At 35.5% G+C, this 16,782-nt stretch carries 17 protein-coding genes and 1 riboswitch; of the genes, 9 read left to right on the top strand and 8 right to left on the bottom strand.

Features of this window, described 5'->3' with window-relative positions:
• Positions 1-66 precede the first annotated feature (66 nt).
• Complete coding sequence (locus BK577_RS25170; RefSeq protein WP_078435548.1) at positions 67-1,578, bottom strand: MFS transporter; 1,512 nt, start codon at positions 1,576-1,578, stop codon at positions 67-69.
• Between the two features lie 245 nt (positions 1,579-1,823).
• On the opposite strand from BK577_RS25170, the gene BK577_RS25165 reads away from it, so the two are divergent.
• Complete coding sequence (locus BK577_RS25165) at positions 1,824-3,053, top strand: helix-turn-helix domain-containing protein (protein ID WP_078435547.1); 1,230 nt, start codon at positions 1,824-1,826, stop codon at positions 3,051-3,053.
• A gap of 133 nt (positions 3,054-3,186) precedes the next feature.
• Here the strand turns inward: BK577_RS25165 and gsiB are convergent, their stop codons facing one another.
• Entirely contained in the window at positions 3,187-3,636 is a 450-nt protein-coding gene (gene gsiB, locus BK577_RS25160) for a glucose starvation-inducible protein GsiB (protein ID WP_078435546.1), read from the bottom strand.
• Between the two features lie 200 nt (positions 3,637-3,836).
• Between gsiB and BK577_RS25155 the strand changes: the two genes are divergently transcribed.
• Entirely contained in the window at positions 3,837-4,091 is a 255-nt protein-coding gene (locus BK577_RS25155) for a hypothetical protein (protein WP_078435545.1), read from the top strand.
• A 168-nt stretch (positions 4,092-4,259) separates the two neighbouring features.
• Positions 4,260-5,006: a hypothetical protein gene (locus BK577_RS25150; RefSeq protein WP_078435543.1), complete on the top strand. Its 747-nt coding sequence runs from the start codon at positions 4,260-4,262 to the stop codon at positions 5,004-5,006.
• Positions 5,007-5,031: 25 nt separating this feature from the next.
• Here the strand turns inward: BK577_RS25150 and BK577_RS26245 are convergent, their stop codons facing one another.
• Entirely contained in the window at positions 5,032-5,208 is a 177-nt protein-coding gene (locus tag BK577_RS26245; RefSeq protein ID WP_169908500.1) for a hypothetical protein, read from the bottom strand.
• A gap of 318 nt (positions 5,209-5,526) precedes the next feature.
• Positions 5,527-5,699: riboswitch (cobalamin riboswitch) on the top strand.
• 134 nt (positions 5,700-5,833) lie between these two features.
• On the opposite strand from BK577_RS26245, the gene BK577_RS25145 reads away from it, so the two are divergent.
• From BK577_RS25145 to sda, 3 genes are all read left to right on the top strand, one after another.
• Positions 5,834-8,110 carry a ribonucleoside-diphosphate reductase subunit alpha gene (locus BK577_RS25145; protein ID WP_281252653.1) on the top strand — a complete coding sequence of 759 codons (2,277 nt, stop codon included), beginning with the start codon at positions 5,834-5,836 and terminating at the stop codon, positions 8,108-8,110.
• 207 nt (positions 8,111-8,317) lie between these two features.
• Positions 8,318-9,355, top strand: coding sequence for a ribonucleotide-diphosphate reductase subunit beta (locus tag BK577_RS25140; RefSeq protein WP_078435542.1), 1,038 nt, complete (start codon positions 8,318-8,320; stop codon positions 9,353-9,355).
• Positions 9,356-9,567: 212 nt separating this feature from the next.
• Positions 9,568-9,732: a sporulation histidine kinase inhibitor Sda gene (sda, locus tag BK577_RS25135; RefSeq protein ID WP_169908498.1), complete on the top strand. Its 165-nt coding sequence runs from the start codon at positions 9,568-9,570 to the stop codon at positions 9,730-9,732.
• Positions 9,733-9,808: 76 nt separating this feature from the next.
• Here the strand turns inward: sda and BK577_RS26240 are convergent, their stop codons facing one another.
• The 3 genes from BK577_RS26240 to BK577_RS25125 all read right to left on the bottom strand — a co-directional run bounded on the left by BK577_RS26240 (position 9,809) and on the right by BK577_RS25125 (position 11,847).
• On the bottom strand, positions 9,809-9,961 hold the full coding sequence (locus BK577_RS26240; RefSeq protein WP_169908496.1) for a hypothetical protein: 153 nt from the start codon (positions 9,959-9,961) through the stop codon (positions 9,809-9,811).
• 276 nt (positions 9,962-10,237) lie between these two features.
• Positions 10,238-10,834, bottom strand: coding sequence for an undecaprenyl phosphate transporter UptA (gene uptA, locus BK577_RS25130; protein ID WP_078435539.1), 597 nt, complete (start codon positions 10,832-10,834; stop codon positions 10,238-10,240).
• Positions 10,835-10,950: 116 nt separating this feature from the next.
• Complete coding sequence (locus BK577_RS25125; RefSeq protein ID WP_180321246.1) at positions 10,951-11,847, bottom strand: YitT family protein; 897 nt, start codon at positions 11,845-11,847, stop codon at positions 10,951-10,953.
• Positions 11,848-12,147: 300 nt separating this feature from the next.
• On the opposite strand from BK577_RS25125, the gene BK577_RS25120 reads away from it, so the two are divergent.
• Both BK577_RS25120 and BK577_RS25115 read left to right on the top strand, forming a co-directional pair.
• On the top strand, positions 12,148-12,792 hold the full coding sequence (locus BK577_RS25120) for a cobalamin B12-binding domain-containing protein (protein ID WP_078435537.1): 645 nt from the start codon (positions 12,148-12,150) through the stop codon (positions 12,790-12,792).
• A 13-nt stretch (positions 12,793-12,805) separates the two neighbouring features.
• Positions 12,806-13,552, top strand: a complete 747-nt coding sequence (locus BK577_RS25115) for an STAS domain-containing protein (protein WP_078435536.1) — start codon at positions 12,806-12,808, stop codon at positions 13,550-13,552.
• A 61-nt stretch (positions 13,553-13,613) separates the two neighbouring features.
• Here the strand turns inward: BK577_RS25115 and BK577_RS26705 are convergent, their stop codons facing one another.
• Positions 13,614-13,742, bottom strand: coding sequence for a hypothetical protein (locus BK577_RS26705; RefSeq protein ID WP_281252652.1), 129 nt, complete (start codon positions 13,740-13,742; stop codon positions 13,614-13,616).
• A 132-nt stretch (positions 13,743-13,874) separates the two neighbouring features.
• Here BK577_RS26705 and BK577_RS25110 point away from each other — a divergent pair, with 132 nt between their 5' ends.
• Complete coding sequence (locus tag BK577_RS25110; protein WP_078435535.1) at positions 13,875-15,581, top strand: catalase; 1,707 nt, start codon at positions 13,875-13,877, stop codon at positions 15,579-15,581.
• Positions 15,582-15,622: 41 nt separating this feature from the next.
• Here BK577_RS25110 and BK577_RS25105 read toward each other — a convergent pair whose 3' ends face one another.
• Complete coding sequence (locus BK577_RS25105; protein ID WP_078435534.1) at positions 15,623-16,609, bottom strand: Gfo/Idh/MocA family protein; 987 nt, start codon at positions 16,607-16,609, stop codon at positions 15,623-15,625.
• Positions 16,610-16,782: the final 173 nt, after the last annotated feature.

Below are 16,782 nucleotides of genomic sequence, written 5' to 3'. Positions count from 1 at the left end.
AAGCACCTCTTTATTTTTAAAAAATACATTGATTTGGTTAACAAAAAGTAAAAAATAGTTAATTTTCTATTTATTTTTTGGCAAAGAAATTTCATTTTTATCAACGAGAATTTGTTTTACACTAGCAATCTCATCTTGAATTTCTGCCATTCGCTTATCATCAAGTTCATAAAATTTCATTGCAATGATAGATGCAATCCATCCAAGCATTGGTATACCGAACATAAAGAATAATCCCATCCAGTACAGACTGGTCGTCAATGGTGTATCGACTTCAGGAAAAGCATTTTTAAAACCGATCATGGCCAGAAGTATTCCCACGATGGTAACTCCAAAGGAAGAAATGACCTTATCAACAAAAGAGAAGATTGTTCCAAGCATACCTGGAATATATCTACCGGTAATATGAAGTTCATAGTCAGTAGCATCTGCAATCATTGGGATGACCATGTTACCGGTTACACCCATAAATGCGTTTCCTAATGTATAAAGGACAAGAAATGCAACCGTCATATACCCTAGGTTTGAAAGAGAGATCTCTTGTGGTGCTCCAGTAATGATGATTATTAAAAGCAGGGCATAAGTAATAACTGCACCCCATGTAGCTGCTACAAATGACATTTTCAGGCCACTTTTTCGAGCAAGTCCTATCCCTATAAATGTTAACAGAAGGGTCGGGAGAACAGTAACGAGGGAAATTGTCCCACTTAACGCATAATCACCTATAATGAGCCCAAAAAACATAACAGGTACAACCGGTTGTCGTATAACTGCCGCCGCCAATTTATCTGTTGATGCAGCTACAATAAGCATTTGTAACGGACGATTTCTTTTAATCACCGGCCAGTAATCCTTAATAGATACCTTTACATTCTTTTCTGCAAATCCAAAGAATTCCAAACGGTCCTTTTGCCAAATCCCAATAACGGCTAATAGTGTGAAAATGGCAGAAGAAACAATAACAATTGTATTTAATTCTGTGAAAAATCCACTATTAAAGCCACCGTGCTTTGGAACAAGAATAGATGCAATAAAATATTGTCCACCAACGAATAAAATAGTATTATACGAAGCATCAAAAGCAACAAATAGAGGTCTTTGTTTCGGATCATTTGTTAGTACTGTTTGTGCTGCTTTAGTACACGCTGTTTGAAATGTATAACCAATAATATAAATAGCATTTATTGCAATAAAGAATGGAAGACGCCATTCTGATGATAGTAGATGTGTAATATTAAACATTAATAACACGGTTATCGCTAGAATGATGTTACCCAAAATCATAAAAGGTCTGAATTTACCTATTTTTGATTCTGTTTTATCTATCACATAGCCAATAATCGGATCTGTAATTCCATCGAATATCCGCGTAGCAGTCAATAGAGTACTAATGACAACAACTAACAACCCAGCTATCCCAGTTGCATAATATGAGACAAACCCCATAGCAAATGCATAGAGATTTGTTGCGGTATTGTTTAGAGCAAATAAGCCAATTTGCCATAGTTTCGAACGATTAACAAAATTATTTTCAGATGGTAATGAATTGTTTGTTAAAGTATCCGATGTAGCATTCATGAAATCGCCTCTTTCTAAAAAAATGTATTTGATGCAAATTTGATCATGTCAGTGTTTATCTGTAATGAATGATCCCTTTATAAAGATGTATTATTTTTTGAGCACACATTCTCCCTTCTACAAGAATTTGAAAACGATTACTTAATTGAATTATAGTTACTACATCTCAATAAATATGGTATGTTATTCAGAAAAAGTGTAAGAATTACACATTATTTAACCGTTTAGAAAGTAAGGTGATAAACATGCAATACTCTAGACAGGACATAGAATACATTTGTAAATTAATATTTAATTTGTACAAAACCCCCATTTACCTTTTTGATTCCAATGAAAAATTGATATATGAAGAATCTTCAGGTACTATTTCTAATCCTGCGTATACATCAGATACCGCTTTATTGATTCAACTATTTTCCGAATCGAAACATTATCATTTCCCAATTCTTAAGGAAACCGTCTACCTTGAAAAATTCTTCTCTATAAATTTATTTACCGACAACCAATATGAGGGAAAGATTATTGTTGGTCCTATTTTAAACTTTAGAATGACAACAGAAACGATTAATGGAATTTTTAAAGACCTTGATATAAAAGCAAGTAAGGAAAATATGGTGCAATATTATAACCAACTTACGATTTTAAGTAATTTTGATTATATTAATATGAGCATGGTTCTGCATTTCATGGTTTATCACCAAAAACTGAACATGGTGGAAATCTTGGAAAAAAATGAACAACTAGATAAGAGAAGAATTGAGCTAGAAAATGTAGCCAGTCACATAACGGAACAACGCCAAAATAAACTGGTTCATACCGACATTGCAATTGAAAAGAAACTCAATGATTATGTAAAGTTTGGGCAGAGTGAGGCAATAAGAGAAACATTCCATACTATTTTTAAACAAGGGAAAATAGGAATATTATCAAAGACCAGTTATTTGCGTAGTCAAAAAAACTTGGGAATTGTTGCTATTTCGCTAGCAACTAGAGCTGCAGTTGAAGGGGGACTTTATCAAGAGGTCGCATATAATCTTAGCGATTTATATATACAAAGGTTAGAGGAATTAGACGAAATTAAAGCTGTCGTATTATTAACCGAGCATGTTCTAGTAGATTTTGCTAAACGAGTTGCAAATAGCAAAAGGCATAAATTTTCTAAACCAATTAACATTTGCATAAATTATATTTTTACCAATCTCTACGAGGAAATAACTTTATCAGATTTAGCTGAATTAACTTCATTGAATCCAAATTATCTGTCCGTTCTTTTCACAAAAGAAGTTGGAATCTCAATTCGGCAATACATTCACCAAACTAAAGTAGACGAAGCAAAAAACCTATTAAATTATACTAACTATACAATGAAGGAAATCTCAAGCCTATTAAATTTCCATGATCAAAGTCACTTTATAAAGGTATTCAAGAAATTTGAAGGAGTAACACCAGCACAATTTAGAAAAGGGAAATTTTAAATGATCAAAACCGTAATTTACTCCAAAACATACTAAAAGCTGCAAACACCGAACTTCGATGCATGCAGCTTTTAGTTTACTTTCCTACTAATATAAAATGCTCTCATTGCTTGTAAAGTCACTTTATTTCGTATTAGTCATTGTCATTTTGTTTTCTGCGTGATTCTCCGCCTTTTTCACCAATTTCTTGATAAAACTCTTTATCATGATTTTTTGAAGTGGCTTCTCCGCCTTTTTGCCCTATTTCTTGATAGAATTCCTTATCCTGATTTTCAGAAGTCGCTTCTCCGCCTTTTTGTCCTATTTCTTGATAGAATTCCTTATCATGATTTTCAGAAGTCGCTTCTCCGCCTTTTTGTCCTATTTCTTGATAGAATTCCTTATCATGATTTTCAGAAGTCGCTTCTCCACCTTTTTGTCCTATTTCTTGATAGAATTCCTTATCATGATTTTCTGAAGTGGCTTCTCCGCCCTTACGTCCAATCTCTTGATAGAACTCTTTATCATGATTTTTTGAAGTAGCTTCTCCCCCTTTACGTCCTGCTTCCTCTAATGTCATTTTCTTATTATTATCTTTACTCATTTTGTACATCCTCCTTTAAGTTTTTCTTCTTATTTGCTTACGCTAATCTTGTACCACCTTATTTTCCCAATAAAACCTACTTTTTCACGTTTAATCGTTTTGTAATATTTTTAATCAAATCATTATGTTTTATCTGTTATCTATCGGGTAAAAAATACAAAAGTAGAATGAACGATTCTACATCTAAAGGAGGTATTGTTATGAAACGAGCATTAATGATTGTTGGTATAGGAGCATCCGCATCTATATGGTTATCTTCAAAGTCAAATAGAATGAAGCTGGAAAACTTACTAAGAGATTGGAAACGAATGATAAAACCTTCTTGTTATGTAAAAAATAAAAATCTCCCAATAGAAAAGGGAGGAAATCCACATCCCTATGATCTGGAAGACAATAAAATGGTCAGCGAAGGTGCGATGTATTCGGTAAACTTCTACAATGAAAAATTACAGTAGAAAACATTATTACTTATTACCAAGCCTAAAAGTTTCTTTTTCTATCAAAATAAAAAATGAATAGTTTGCGATAGTTTAATGAAGCGGCGGTAACTAAGTACCCCGCTCATTTCTTTGTTTTAAGAAGTAGTGTGTAAAAATTGATTATTATCTTGGTGAGGTGGAAAAATGGCTTTATTTTTTCTATTAATTTACTTCATCGTTATTGCAACTGTCATTGAAATTCATGTGATTTTATTTCGGTTAACAGATCTTAAGCTGGAAGTTTCAAGATTCCAAGTCATATCACTTATGACAGGTACAGGCTTTACAACCGGTGAATCCGAGCTTATTTTAGGCCACCCCATCCGCAGAAAACTGGCTATCTTTCTTATTTCGTTTGGTGCTGTCTCACTTGCAGTGATTATATCGTCTATTAGTAATTTCCTTTCTAATAGTATTAATACAAAAGAAGTTTTATATATCGCCGGTGGAGCAATACTCATTCTTGGTTTGGTAAAACTGCCATACGTTCAGAAATTATTATCAAAACTCTTTGCTAATAGACTGAAAAAAAATATAGAAATAGCTGACTTACCGATACGGGATATATTTTTAACAGAGGAAGAAGATGATCTCCTCAATCTCCATATTTATAAGGAATCATCACTCTTTTCTAAAAAAATCAGCCAAGTGTTAAAAGAGCATGAGCAGTTGGAATTTGTTGTTTTGTTTATCAAAAGAGGTGAAATGAAGATTAGAAAGAAGATTTATGATACAAAAATTCAGGAAGGCGACCAAATTCTACTATTTGGTAAAAAGGCGGTTATAAGTGAAAACTTTAAAGAGGATGTAAAAATCATGGAAGAGAAACTTAAAAAGCAGAACCATACTCCAATAGAAGAGCATTCGGTAAAGCACGAAAAAAGCCCTTAATGGGCTTTGGGGCTTTAAGTTTATACTAAATATTGTTCCAAACTCGCTCAAGATTTAATGGAACATAGACTTTATCTCCATGAATCTCTCTATGGATGATACACTCTTCCATATCTTGGCTTTCACGAACGACTATATTTTTACGTTTGGCTCTTGTGTTTTTTCCTAATAGATTATCTAAGCTTACTTTACTAGATTTCATTTTCCATTCTCCTTTTCTTATAAATTAGTAGTTTTCTTTATGGAGCTTTTACCCATATATATGAATGACGAAACAACAAATTTGACTTTTTTAGAACTATATTCAATTTAATAATTTTAAGAGAAAAGCTTTTATTTTGAATTCGCTACATTTTCCTGTTATCTTTGTTCTTGTATCATTACTATGATTGTCCAATTCTATGAATCTTTGTTTACTGCGAAAAATTATATTGCTTATTTTATCCAACTGCATTATGATGGAACTATACTAAAAATCAACTATATATTGATTTTTATTTACACACAAAAACTACATATTGTATATCTACAAGAAATAGGCGCTTAGCTTAAAAGGGAATCTGGTGAAAATCCAGAACTGTCCCCGCAACTGTAAATGTGACGAATTGAGAAAACCACTGTACCTCATGTATGGGAAGGACTCATAGTAGGAAGACCATAAGTCAGGAGACCTACCTATACCTTGTGAAAGTTTCAATTTCTTCGGGGACTGAGAAGATGAAACGATAGTAAACCTCTTGAGCTATTCAACTTCCTTGGAACTTGCTCTCTTTCTGTCGTTTTATCTCCTTACCCCGCCTAATAAACGACAAGACGGAGGAATATTCATGAGCAAGACTACCTTATCTCCAATGATCAATGGACAAGAAGCATTTGATCTTACAAAACTAACTGCATTTATCAAAAATATCCATCAACACTTTCCAACACTAAATATTGATGAATACCTGAACAGAATTGAAAATACGATTCTTCAAAGAGATTCCTATACATCTGATCAATTAACAAATCTGCTTATTTTAGAAGGACTATCAAATATCCATGAACTAGAACCTGAGTGGACTTATTTTTGTGCGCATATTTATTTAGCCAAGCTATATAAAGAAGCCGCGCAAAACCGCGGATATAATAAAGAACAAAAATACGGTGATTTTTACGCACTACTTACAACACTTGTATCAAAAGGGCTTTACAGCACAAGTCTAGTAGAAAATTATACGAAGGACGAAATTGATCAAATTGGTTCCTTTTTAAACCCTGAAAACGACTACCTATTTACATATATTGGCCTTCGCACATTAGCTGACCGCTATTTAACAAAGGATTTCTCAAAACAGGTGTACGAACTGCCACAAGAACGATTTTTAGTGATCGCAATGACGTTAATGGCTCGCGAAAATAAAGAGAACCGTCTTGCACTTATTAAGCAAGCCTACTGGGCTATGAGTAATCTTTATATGACAGTAGCAACACCAACTCTTTCAAATGCAGGAAAGCCTGTTGGACAGCTTTCAAGCTGTTTTATAGATACGATTGATGACAGTCTTCAAGGAATTTTTGACAGCAACACAGACATTGCCAATCTATCAAAATCCGGTGGCGGTGTTGGTGCTTATCTTGGTAAAATCCGTAGTCGTGGAAGTGATATCCGCGGATTCAAAGGTGTTTCTTCCGGCATTATTCCATGGATGAAACAATTGAACAATACAGCTGTCAGTGTTGATCAGCTGGGACAACGTAAAGGAGCGATCGCAGTCTATCTTGATGTATGGCATAAAGATATCTACTCCTTCCTTGATGCCAAGCTCAATAACGGTGATGAAAGAATGCGGACACATGATATCTTTACAGGCGTCTGTATCCCAGACCTTTTCATGGAACAAGTTGAAGCACGAGCTGACTGGTATTTATTTGATCCACATGAAGTCCGTACTGTTATGGGCTTTAGCATAGAAGATTTTTACGACGAGCAAAAAGGAAATGGAAGTTTTAGAGAGCGTTATTGGGCATGTGTTCAAAATGAACAGCTTTCAAAGGAAAAGGTCCCTGCTATTGAGATTATGAAGCGAATTATGATCAGTCAATTAGAAGCAGGAACACCATATATGTTCTATCGGGATGAGGTAAACCGTAAAAACGCAAACTATCATCAAGGAATGATCTATTGCAGTAATCTTTGCACGGAAATTACGCAAAACCAAAGTCCAACAACTGTGGAAGAGCAATATACGGAAGATGGAAAAATCATTACAATTAAAACACCGGGTGATTTTGTCGTATGTAATCTATCATCTATAAACCTTGCGAAAGCTGTAACTGATGATGTATTGGAAAAATTGGTTCCTATCCAAGTAAGAATGTTGGACAATGTGATCGATTTAAATACTATTCCTGTCCTTCAAGCAAGATTAACAAATGAAAAATACCGAGCAATTGGATTAGGAACCTTTGGTTGGCACCACCTATTAGCTCTAAAACAGCTTAAATGGGAGCATGAAGAAGCGATTCAATTTGCTGATGAATTATACGAAAAGATCTCTTTCTTGACAATTTCAGCAAGCATGGAACTTGCGAAGGAAAAAGGTACCTACTCTGTGTTTAAAGGCTCCGATTGGGAAACAGGTGCTTATTTTGACAAACGTGGGTATCACACAAAAGAAAGTAGCTTTGATTGGAACGCACTAAAAAGTAAAGTGGCAAATTACGGAGTAAGAAATGGATATTTAATGGCCGTTGCACCTAATGCTTCGACCTCTATTATTGCAGGGAGTACAGCTAGTATTGATCCAATCTTCCAGAAGGTTTATTCAGAAGAAAAGAAAGATTATAAAATTCCGGTAACTGTTCCGGATCTTAATTCAACAACAACTTGGTATTATAAATCTGCTTATTTTATTGATCAGCATTGGAGCATTAAACAAAATGCAGCACGACAACGCCATATAGATCAATCAATCTCGTTCAATCTTTACGTACAAAATACAATTAAAGCCAAGGATCTGCTTGACCTTCATTTATCAGCATGGAGAGAAGGATTAAAGACAACTTATTATTTACGATCTACCTCCAGTACGATAGAAGAATGTGATTCTTGCGCTAGTTAACTAAGAAAAGCGAAAGCGCCTTGATCATCGCCGTACAAACTGGAGAAGCATCGACTAAAGATTTAGGAAACACGGTAAGCGTAAGCGAAACGATGTTGACTTATCGTAGGGAGATGATTTGAAGTTTGATAGGCGATAGGCGCTGCAGCTAGACACCAAAACTAAGTACAGATCTTATTTTCAAACACGGTCAAAAGGAGTCTTCATATGGAACTAACGAAACGAAAAATCATGGATGCAGCTGCACCAAACCGCTCAACAGCTATTATAAATGGTGAAAGCTCAAACGTATTAAACTGGGATGATATTTCATTTCCTTGGGCATATCCCCGCTATAAAAAAATGCTGGCAAATTTTTGGACACCCTTTGAAATCAATATGGCTCAAGATATTAAGCAATACCCCAATTTAACAGAAGATGAAAAAGAAGCCTTCTTGAAGATTATCGGTTTGCTGGCACTATTAGATAGCATCCAAACCGATTATGCCGGTAAGGTTTCTGATTATATAACAGATTCAAGTATCAATGCATTAATGATCATGCTTGCACAGCAGGAAGTCATTCATAACCATTCCTACTCCTATGTTCTATCAAGCCTGGTACCTAAGCATGTACAGGATGAGGTGTTTGAATACTGGAGAAGTGAACCGATTTTAAGAAAGCGAAATGAGTTTGTTACAAATGGATATGAAGCATTTGCTGAACAACCTAATGTTGAGAACCTACTAAAGTCGATCGTATATGATGTGATATTAGAGGGCCTTTTCTTTTACTCCGGATTTGCATTCTTTTACAATTTGGCCCGCAATCAAAAAATGGTCGCAACAAGTACAATGATTAATTATATTAACCGTGATGAACAAATTCATGTTGACTTATTCGTCCAAATTTTCAAGGAAGTACTGAAACAATATCCGGAGTACGATACAGAAGAGCTTGCTACATTTGTTAAAGATACATTTATTCAGGCAGCTGAACTTGAAATTGAATGGGGTCAATTCATCATTGGAAACAAAATGGATGGAATTAATATAAATGATGTTGAAGATTATATTAAGTTTTATGCGAATGTTCGCTCTAACCAATTAGGGTTTGAACGTCCGTTTGAAGGATATCGTACAAATCCGCTTAAATGGATAAAAGCATATGAAGAAGTTGATCTTGGAAAATCCGACTTCTTTGAGCAAAAGTCAAGACAATATACAAAGGTTAACCATGCAGATAATGGATTTGATGACCTCTAAACAGATCATATCTGCTTAAACAAACGTTTAATTAAGAGGGAAAGTGACTTAATTTACTGGTCTTCCTTCTTCAAATCCTGATCTCTCATTTTCCTTACCTGTTCAATATCTTTAAACATTCCTGCTACATTTTTTACTCTAAACCTGTTTAACATTAATTTGCTAGTGGTAAATGGTATATAACAAGTACGAAATGGCAGAGGATGATAAAAATGAGGTTTTCACCACTTTCAGACAAGACCTTATTACAAAGCTTTCATGAAGCAAAAAAAATAGAGGTTAACGCTGACTTTATTAAAATGCTTGAAGCAGAGATTAAGGAAAGAGGTCTTCATAAATCACATATGATAAAACAAAAACTAAAAAAAATTAATTGAAATATGTAAGGGGTTAACAGTCTTCGTTAACTTTTTAATTACCTAAAATGGACAGTCAACATGACTGTCCATTTGTTCAATCTTCATCTTGAGTTAAATCCTGGTTTGAAAACACATTAAAAGATTGGTTCAGTACTAATGCTGAATGATTCACTTCTTTAGGATGTTGTACCACTTCAGCCTGAGCAAAAACTTCATGATCATAAAATTCTTGATCCTTTTCTTTCATTTCCTTCACCACCCTATTATCAATAGTTTCATTAACATTCTTCCACTAAGTGTTGTCTTTATCCCATCTTAACGGCAGTAAAAAACTCTTAACGAAAGATTTGAGAGAAACACAGAAGGGTAAGTGGGAGAAACTGCCCGTAAAGATCCGACGAACGATTGACGTCCAAGTCAGGCGAAGCCACATGATGTGGCGTTTTGAGCGTGATAAGTCTCGCTAACCATCAATGGGGATGAAGAAAACCCCAATTGATGGAAGTCTCACTTTATGTAATTTTTAGTTTGATCTTGGTTGTTTGAATTTCTTAACTAAGTAATAAACCGTGGCAAGCATGAGCGCCGTACAGACTATTGGAATAAAATAAGGTTTTGCCGCTTCCTTGATATACATCCAATTGCTTCCTAGTTCAATACCTAAATACAAGAAAAAGATTGTCCATGGGATCATTGCTGCGATCGTATACAGAGTGAATTTCCAAAGTGACATCTTTGAAATTCCTGCTGGTATGCTAATCGCATGCCTTACTACCGGTATAAATCTTGCACCAAAAATAACACCGGAACCGTATTTTTCAAACCATAATTCGGATAGTTCGATATGATGTTTTTTAATGAACAAGTATTTTCCGTACTTTTCAAGAAATGGTCTTCCTCCTAAACTTCCGATCCAGTACAAAATAAGTTGTGCGATGGTTCCTCCAATAACACCCGCAAACAGTGCGCCCAAAAACCCAATTTTCCCAAGCACAATCATATAACCGCCATATCCTAATACAATTTCACTCGGAATCACCTCAAGCATTAATCCAATCGCTATTCCTGCATACCCGAGATTTGTTAACCAATCCAATACATCTAAAATGACGTTTTCCATCCCTTCACACCCTTTATTAAGAACTTGTACTTCCTGTCCATTAGTAATAGGTATGAAATGACAAATAAAAATATATGTGACAGCACTAAAAAAACCTGTGGAGTTACCACAAGTTTTTAGTGAATATCTTTTTTCTTAAACCTGCCGCCTCTTACTTCTGCTATGTTTGCTACTGCTAAAAAGGCTGATTCATCTAAGTCTTCAACAATTGATTTTAACTTCGCTTCTTCAAGACGTGTAATCACACAGAATATAACTTTTTTATCATCACCCGTATAGGCACCTTCACCATTAAGATATGTGACGCCGCGACCTAACCTGGCAATTATGGCATCTCCAATTTCCTGATATTGATCACTTATGATCCAAGCCGACTTCGATTCATCAAGTCCCTCAATCACAACATCTATTGTCTTGAATGCAACGAAATAGGCGATTAAAGAGTACATAGCTCTATTCCAGCCAAACACAAAACCTGCACTTCCTAAAATAAAAATATTAAAAAACATAATAATTTCACCAACAGAAAATGGAAGCTTTTTATTTGCCAGAATAGCTAAAATCTCTGTACCATCAAGTGACCCGCCATATCGAATGACAATTCCAACACCAACTCCTAATATAATCCCTCCAAATACTGTTGCAAGAAGAACATCCTCTGTAAATGCCGGTACAGGATGTAAGAGTGCTGTTGTAATGGATAATATTGCAATTCCAAATAAAGTCGAAAGAGCAAAGGTTTTTCCTATTTGTTTATAACCTATAAAGAAAAACGGAATATTTAATATAAAGATAAATAATCCCAGTTTCATTCCAAGTAAGTGAGAGAGAATAATTGAGATGCCAACAATACCACCATCAATAACTTGATTAGGTACTAGAAAGATCTCAAGTCCAACTCCCATTAATACGGCACCAATAAATATAAAGAGTGCACGTTTCAATATTTTGGTCTTAGATAAACCTTGGTGTTTCTTTATTTGTTTTTGTACTTCCATTGGTATTTCTGTCATACGATTCCCCCAATTTAGCTAAATAGCTTGTCTTTTATCTATATAACATAATATGCTTGTCTCTATTTTTTTATTATACAGCAGTAGTTCTGAAAATTGTAATAATTAGCTGTTTGTGAATTAGCACTTCGTTCTGATCTGTTGGTCCATTTCCACATAGTTTGATATATAACTTCAGTACTTTCCTACCAATGTGTTAGTTTTAAAACAGGACAAAGAAAGATATGTTAAAATAAGGATTAGTGATTATTTTTGCAAAGCTTCGCTTGCACAAAAATTCCTTTGTAGTGAGGTGAGAACATGACATGCACGGTTCATGAATTTGCCGATTCACTCCTGAAAGGGAACCAAGATGCTGCCTGGAACATCGTGATGAACGAAGTCGGCCATGATATAAATCGAAAAGATGTACTTGAAAACCTAATAACAAAAGCAATGCAATATATTGGCGAATTATGGGAAAATGATGAAATTACTGTTGCAGATGAACATCTTGCAACATCTACATGCGAATATATTCTCGTTCGATTTGATTTTTATATGAAAAATATCCATCGTTTCCACCAGATCCAACCAAGAAAAGTCATGTTGTTATGCCTTGAAAAGGAGCAGCATGATCTTGGTATCAAAATGGTCGCCCAGTTATTCGAAGAGCATGGATGGAATACTAGATTACTAGGACCAAATTTACCTTTAGAAGAAGCTGTCCGTTTTGCTGAAAAATGGGAACCAGATGTTATTGGACTCTCATTTTCAATTTGGTATCATGCGGAACTTTTAACTACTTATAGTAAAGCATTAGAAGAACTCCCCCATAAACCAGCTGTTATTGTCGGGGGCCGTCTTTTAGGAAACTATGATTTTTCTCCCTATGTTTCTAGTCGAACAACATTATTTACATCATTGTCTGATCTTCAAGAATGGATAAAGCAATACTCTATTTAAGGAGGTATTCAACATGTCAGCAATAAAGCATATTCCACTTCCATATTTTACGATTAATCAAGACTTTCACATTATTGATGCCTCTGATATTGCACTTGAAACATTCAATAAATCTGACAGTTTTTTAGATATAGTTGATCGTGAAAGTAAAAATAAGGCCAGACAAAAGCTTACATCAGCTGCTTTTGTTACCACAGAGCTTGTTATGAACACGAAGAATTCTCCATATGGCCTTTACCAAATACAAATCAATTGGCAAAACAAGCATGGACATATTGTGTGTATTGAACAGGATGAACGGATTCAAGAATTAATTGATGCTGTTGAGCTACATAGGAAACGGTTGTCAGATACCAATCTTGAATTATTACAAAAAAAGGAACAGCTTGAACAGTCTATTGAAAGAATCCTGGAATTATCTGTTCCAATGATTGACCTTGCTGAAGGGATGGTTCTTGTCCCACTTATCGGTGAGTTAAACATTGAGCTGGTTAATAAAAATCACAATCGTATTCTAGAAACCATTTGCACACAGCGAATCGAGCGGATTCTTATTGATTTTCATGGGATTGGTGACATTACAAATGAAGGAATTCGAGCTCTCCGTAACTTAGTTTTAGAACTTAAAGTGATGGGGGCAAAATCGTATATTATTGGCGTTTCTCCTCATCATGCGAAGGTGTTAAACAGCCTTCCTATCAATCCTAATACATATTATCTGAAAGATTTACACACTGCTATTAAAAGCTTTATTGTCTAATTTATATACCAACAAAAAAGACCTCAGATTTAATCTTGGGGTCTTTTTCTTAAAAAGATCATTAATTTGATCTTTTTTCATTTTGCTTTTTTTCAGCCAAGTCATTTCCAAAGTCTTTATCCGTATTTATCGCATCACTGGCTTTCTTCATTTTCTTCTGCTGATTTTTATGACTATCTCTTTCCGCCATATGTTAAACCCTCTTTCTCTGAACTGTTTTTCTCACCTTCTATTGTCTGCAGTGAAATGAAATTCATACAAAGAAATTAACTACAACCTTAACAATTTGTATAATTTTAGACTCCTTAGCAAATAAATGTAAATGTTCATTTATTTTCTATTAGGAGGCAAACCATTGAAAAAAGACCATAATGAAGAATTTGGAGAATTAAATGAAGGTAAAATAAAAAATAATGAATCTGGTGAAACGTTAACAACTCGACAAGGCCACCCTGTCTTTGATAATCAAAATATCCGAACAATCGGTGATCGTGGTCCAGCAACACTTGAAAATTATCATTTTATTGAAAAGATCTCCCACTTTGACCGGGAAGAAGTACCAGAGCGTGTCGTACATGCACGCGGATCTGGAGCATTCGGGTATTTTGAAACCTATGGAAAAGCAGGAGATGAACCGGTTGAAAAGTATACACGTGCAAAAGTTTTCTCCGGAGCAGGTAAAAAAACTCCATTAATGGTCCGTTTCTCTACAGTGGCAGGAGCAAAGGATTCACCTGAAACAGCACGCGATCCACGTGGCTTTGCTGTGAAAATGTATACGGAGGATGGAAACTGGGATCTTGTTGGGAACAATTTAAAAATCTTCTTTATTCGTGATGCGATGAAATTCCCTGATATGATTCACGCGTTCAAAGCTGATCCGGCTTCAAACGTTCCAAATCCTGAGCGGATGTTTGATTTTGTATCCAGGACTCCTGAAGCAACTCATATGATTACATTCTTGTTTTCTCCATGGGGTATTCCTGCTACATACCGTCATATGCAAGGTTCTGGTGTCAATACATATAAATGGGTTAATGCAGATGGCAAAACCGTGCTGGTCAAATATCACTGGGAGCCAAAGCAGGGAATCCGAAATTTAACTCAAGAAGAAGCTGATTCCATTCAAGCTAAAAACGTTGGTCATGCAACACAGGATTTATATGAAGCCATTGAGCGTGGTGATTATCCGGAATGGGAGCTTTTTGTTCAAATTATGGAGGATGATTACCATCCCGAGCTCGACTTTGATCCTCTTGATGATACAAAGCTATGGCCTGAAGATAAGTTCCCATGGTTGCCCGTCGGACGCATGGTACTTGATCGTAATCCAAAGGATTTTCATGCGGAGATTGAGCAAGCTGCTTTCGGTACAGGTGTCCTTGTCGATGGAATGGACTTTTCAGATGATAAGATGTTACAAGGTCGTACCTTTTCTTACTCTGATACGCAACGCTATCGTGTTGGAGCAAATTATCTGAAATTACCTGTGAATGCTCCAAAAACAACTGTTCACACAAATCAACAGCGAGGACAAATGGATGTACGTGACCCTGAAGAATCAGGCCCTAATCCTCATATTAATTATGAGCCATCAATGCTCGGCGGATTTAAGGAAGCAAGCACAGAAGGCCGTGCACCACATCGTCCAACGTATAATGCAGCGGCGATGACTGCACCAATTGACCGCCCTAACAACTACGGTCAAGCTGGTCATACCTACCGCAGCCTTGAAGAGTGGGAACGTGATGAATTAATTAAAAACTTATCAGATGCCCTAGCCATTTGTGATAAAAAAATTCAGGATGCAATGATCGAACACTTTACACAAGCGGATGAAGATTATGGTCGTCGTGTGAAGGAAGGCATCGAAATGAAAATGAGCAAAATGAAAGAAATGAAAGATGTAGAGCTTGATAAAGTGCCCGGCCGTGAATCAGGTCAATCTCGATATGGCCAAGGTACATTAGCTGCAAATGAAGCAACTGAAGATGCGGTCAAAAAAGGTCACGAGGCAGATCCTTATTAAAACTAGAGGACAGTTCCATATATGGAACTGTCCTCTTTTCTTTATTTTTGGTCTGCCGGATAAATTAGCCCAACTTGTTTACGAGCTGTTTCTAAAATTCTAGCAGTAATGATTGAATTTTGATGAGAGTTTAACTCAGATTGTTGAATATTTTCTGAGACTAATGAAATAAATTCCTTAGCTTCATAATACATACTCTCTGACACTTGTTCTCTTGTGATATCTTCAACTGTTCCGTCTTTGTACTGTATTTTCACACTTTCCGGAGTATTAATTTTATCAATGATAATGCTGCCGTTCTCTCCTTGTATCTCAGAAGGAACATAAGAATTCGTTATTTTTGAATACATGATAACAGCATCCATTTCGTCATACGAAAGAAGCAAACTTCCCTCGCCATCTACACCGGATTCAAGCATATAGCTTGATGCTTTTACTTCATTTGGCTCTCCGAATAATGCTACAGCAGGATACACACAATAGATACCAATATCCATTAATGATCCATTTGAGAACTCTGGTTTAAAAGCATTTAACACAGTACCTTCCTTGTATTTATCATAGCGGGAAGAATATTGGCAGTAGCTTGCAAAATATCGTCTAACCTTCCCGATCTTATGTAAATTTTCTTTTATAGCAAGGAAATTAGGTAATTGTGTGTTTTTTAATGCCTCCATTAAAACAACATTATTTTCATTAGCAGCTGCAATCATTTTGCTAACTTCATCTGCATTTGAAGCGATAGGTTTTTCACAGATTACGTGCTTTCCGTTTTGCATACAAAGAACAGCTTGTGATGCATGCAATGAATTCGGGCTTGCAATATAGACAGCATCGAATTCGGGACTTTTTACAAATTCGTTTAAGTCAGTATATGTATGTTCAGCACCATATTTATCAGCAAACTCTAAAGCTTTGTCACTTGTTCTCGAATAAACAGCTGTAAGGGAAAACTCTTCTACCTTACTAGCGGCTTGAATAAAGCTTTCTGTTATCCAATTTGTTCCGATAATACCGAATCGAACCATATTAATTACCTCCAAATGTAAGACCTTCTACGTGCAAGTATATCTTTTTTTTACAAAAAGAAAAAGCTTTTGTCATTTTTAGTCGTTTTTCAAACGTTTTTCTAATGGATTTGTGAAAAATATGTCATAATAGATAATTGAGTAAAGGGTTGAATTACATAGATACGCTTTTA

It is taken from the genome of Metabacillus halosaccharovorans, from assembly GCF_002019635.1.
GTDB lineage: Bacteria > Bacillota > Bacilli > Bacillales > Bacillaceae > Metabacillus > Metabacillus halosaccharovorans.
This window is presented reverse-complemented; position numbering and strand designations above follow the sequence as displayed.

Bases quoted from the DNA above. Each gene is read 5' to 3' on its own strand.
- BK577_RS25170 (WP_078435548.1), bottom strand. From the start codon at position 1,578: ATGAATGCTACATCGGATACTTTAACAAACAATTCATTACCATCTGAA.
- BK577_RS25165 (WP_078435547.1), top strand. From the start codon at position 1,824: ATGCAATACTCTAGACAGGACATAGAATACATTTGTAAATTAATATTT.
- gsiB (WP_078435546.1), bottom strand. From the start codon at position 3,636: ATGAGTAAAGATAATAATAAGAAAATGACATTAGAGGAAGCAGGACGT.
- BK577_RS25155 (WP_078435545.1), top strand. From the start codon at position 3,837: ATGAAACGAGCATTAATGATTGTTGGTATAGGAGCATCCGCATCTATA.
- BK577_RS25150 (WP_078435543.1), top strand. From the start codon at position 4,260: ATGGCTTTATTTTTTCTATTAATTTACTTCATCGTTATTGCAACTGTC.
- BK577_RS26245 (WP_169908500.1), bottom strand. From the start codon at position 5,208: ATGAAATCTAGTAAAGTAAGCTTAGATAATCTATTAGGAAAAAACACA.
- BK577_RS25145 (WP_281252653.1), top strand. From the start codon at position 5,834: ATGAGCAAGACTACCTTATCTCCAATGATCAATGGACAAGAAGCATTT.
- BK577_RS25140 (WP_078435542.1), top strand. From the start codon at position 8,318: ATGGAACTAACGAAACGAAAAATCATGGATGCAGCTGCACCAAACCGC.
- sda (WP_169908498.1), top strand. From the start codon at position 9,568: ATGAGGTTTTCACCACTTTCAGACAAGACCTTATTACAAAGCTTTCAT.
- BK577_RS26240 (WP_169908496.1), bottom strand. From the start codon at position 9,961: ATGAAAGAAAAGGATCAAGAATTTTATGATCATGAAGTTTTTGCTCAG.
- uptA (WP_078435539.1), bottom strand. From the start codon at position 10,834: ATGGAAAACGTCATTTTAGATGTATTGGATTGGTTAACAAATCTCGGG.
- BK577_RS25125 (WP_180321246.1), bottom strand. From the start codon at position 11,847: ATGACAGAAATACCAATGGAAGTACAAAAACAAATAAAGAAACACCAA.
- BK577_RS25120 (WP_078435537.1), top strand. From the start codon at position 12,148: ATGACATGCACGGTTCATGAATTTGCCGATTCACTCCTGAAAGGGAAC.
- BK577_RS25115 (WP_078435536.1), top strand. From the start codon at position 12,806: ATGTCAGCAATAAAGCATATTCCACTTCCATATTTTACGATTAATCAA.
- BK577_RS26705 (WP_281252652.1), bottom strand. From the start codon at position 13,742: ATGGCGGAAAGAGATAGTCATAAAAATCAGCAGAAGAAAATGAAGAAA.
- BK577_RS25110 (WP_078435535.1), top strand. From the start codon at position 13,875: ATGTTCATTTATTTTCTATTAGGAGGCAAACCATTGAAAAAAGACCAT.
- BK577_RS25105 (WP_078435534.1), bottom strand. From the start codon at position 16,609: ATGGTTCGATTCGGTATTATCGGAACAAATTGGATAACAGAAAGCTTT.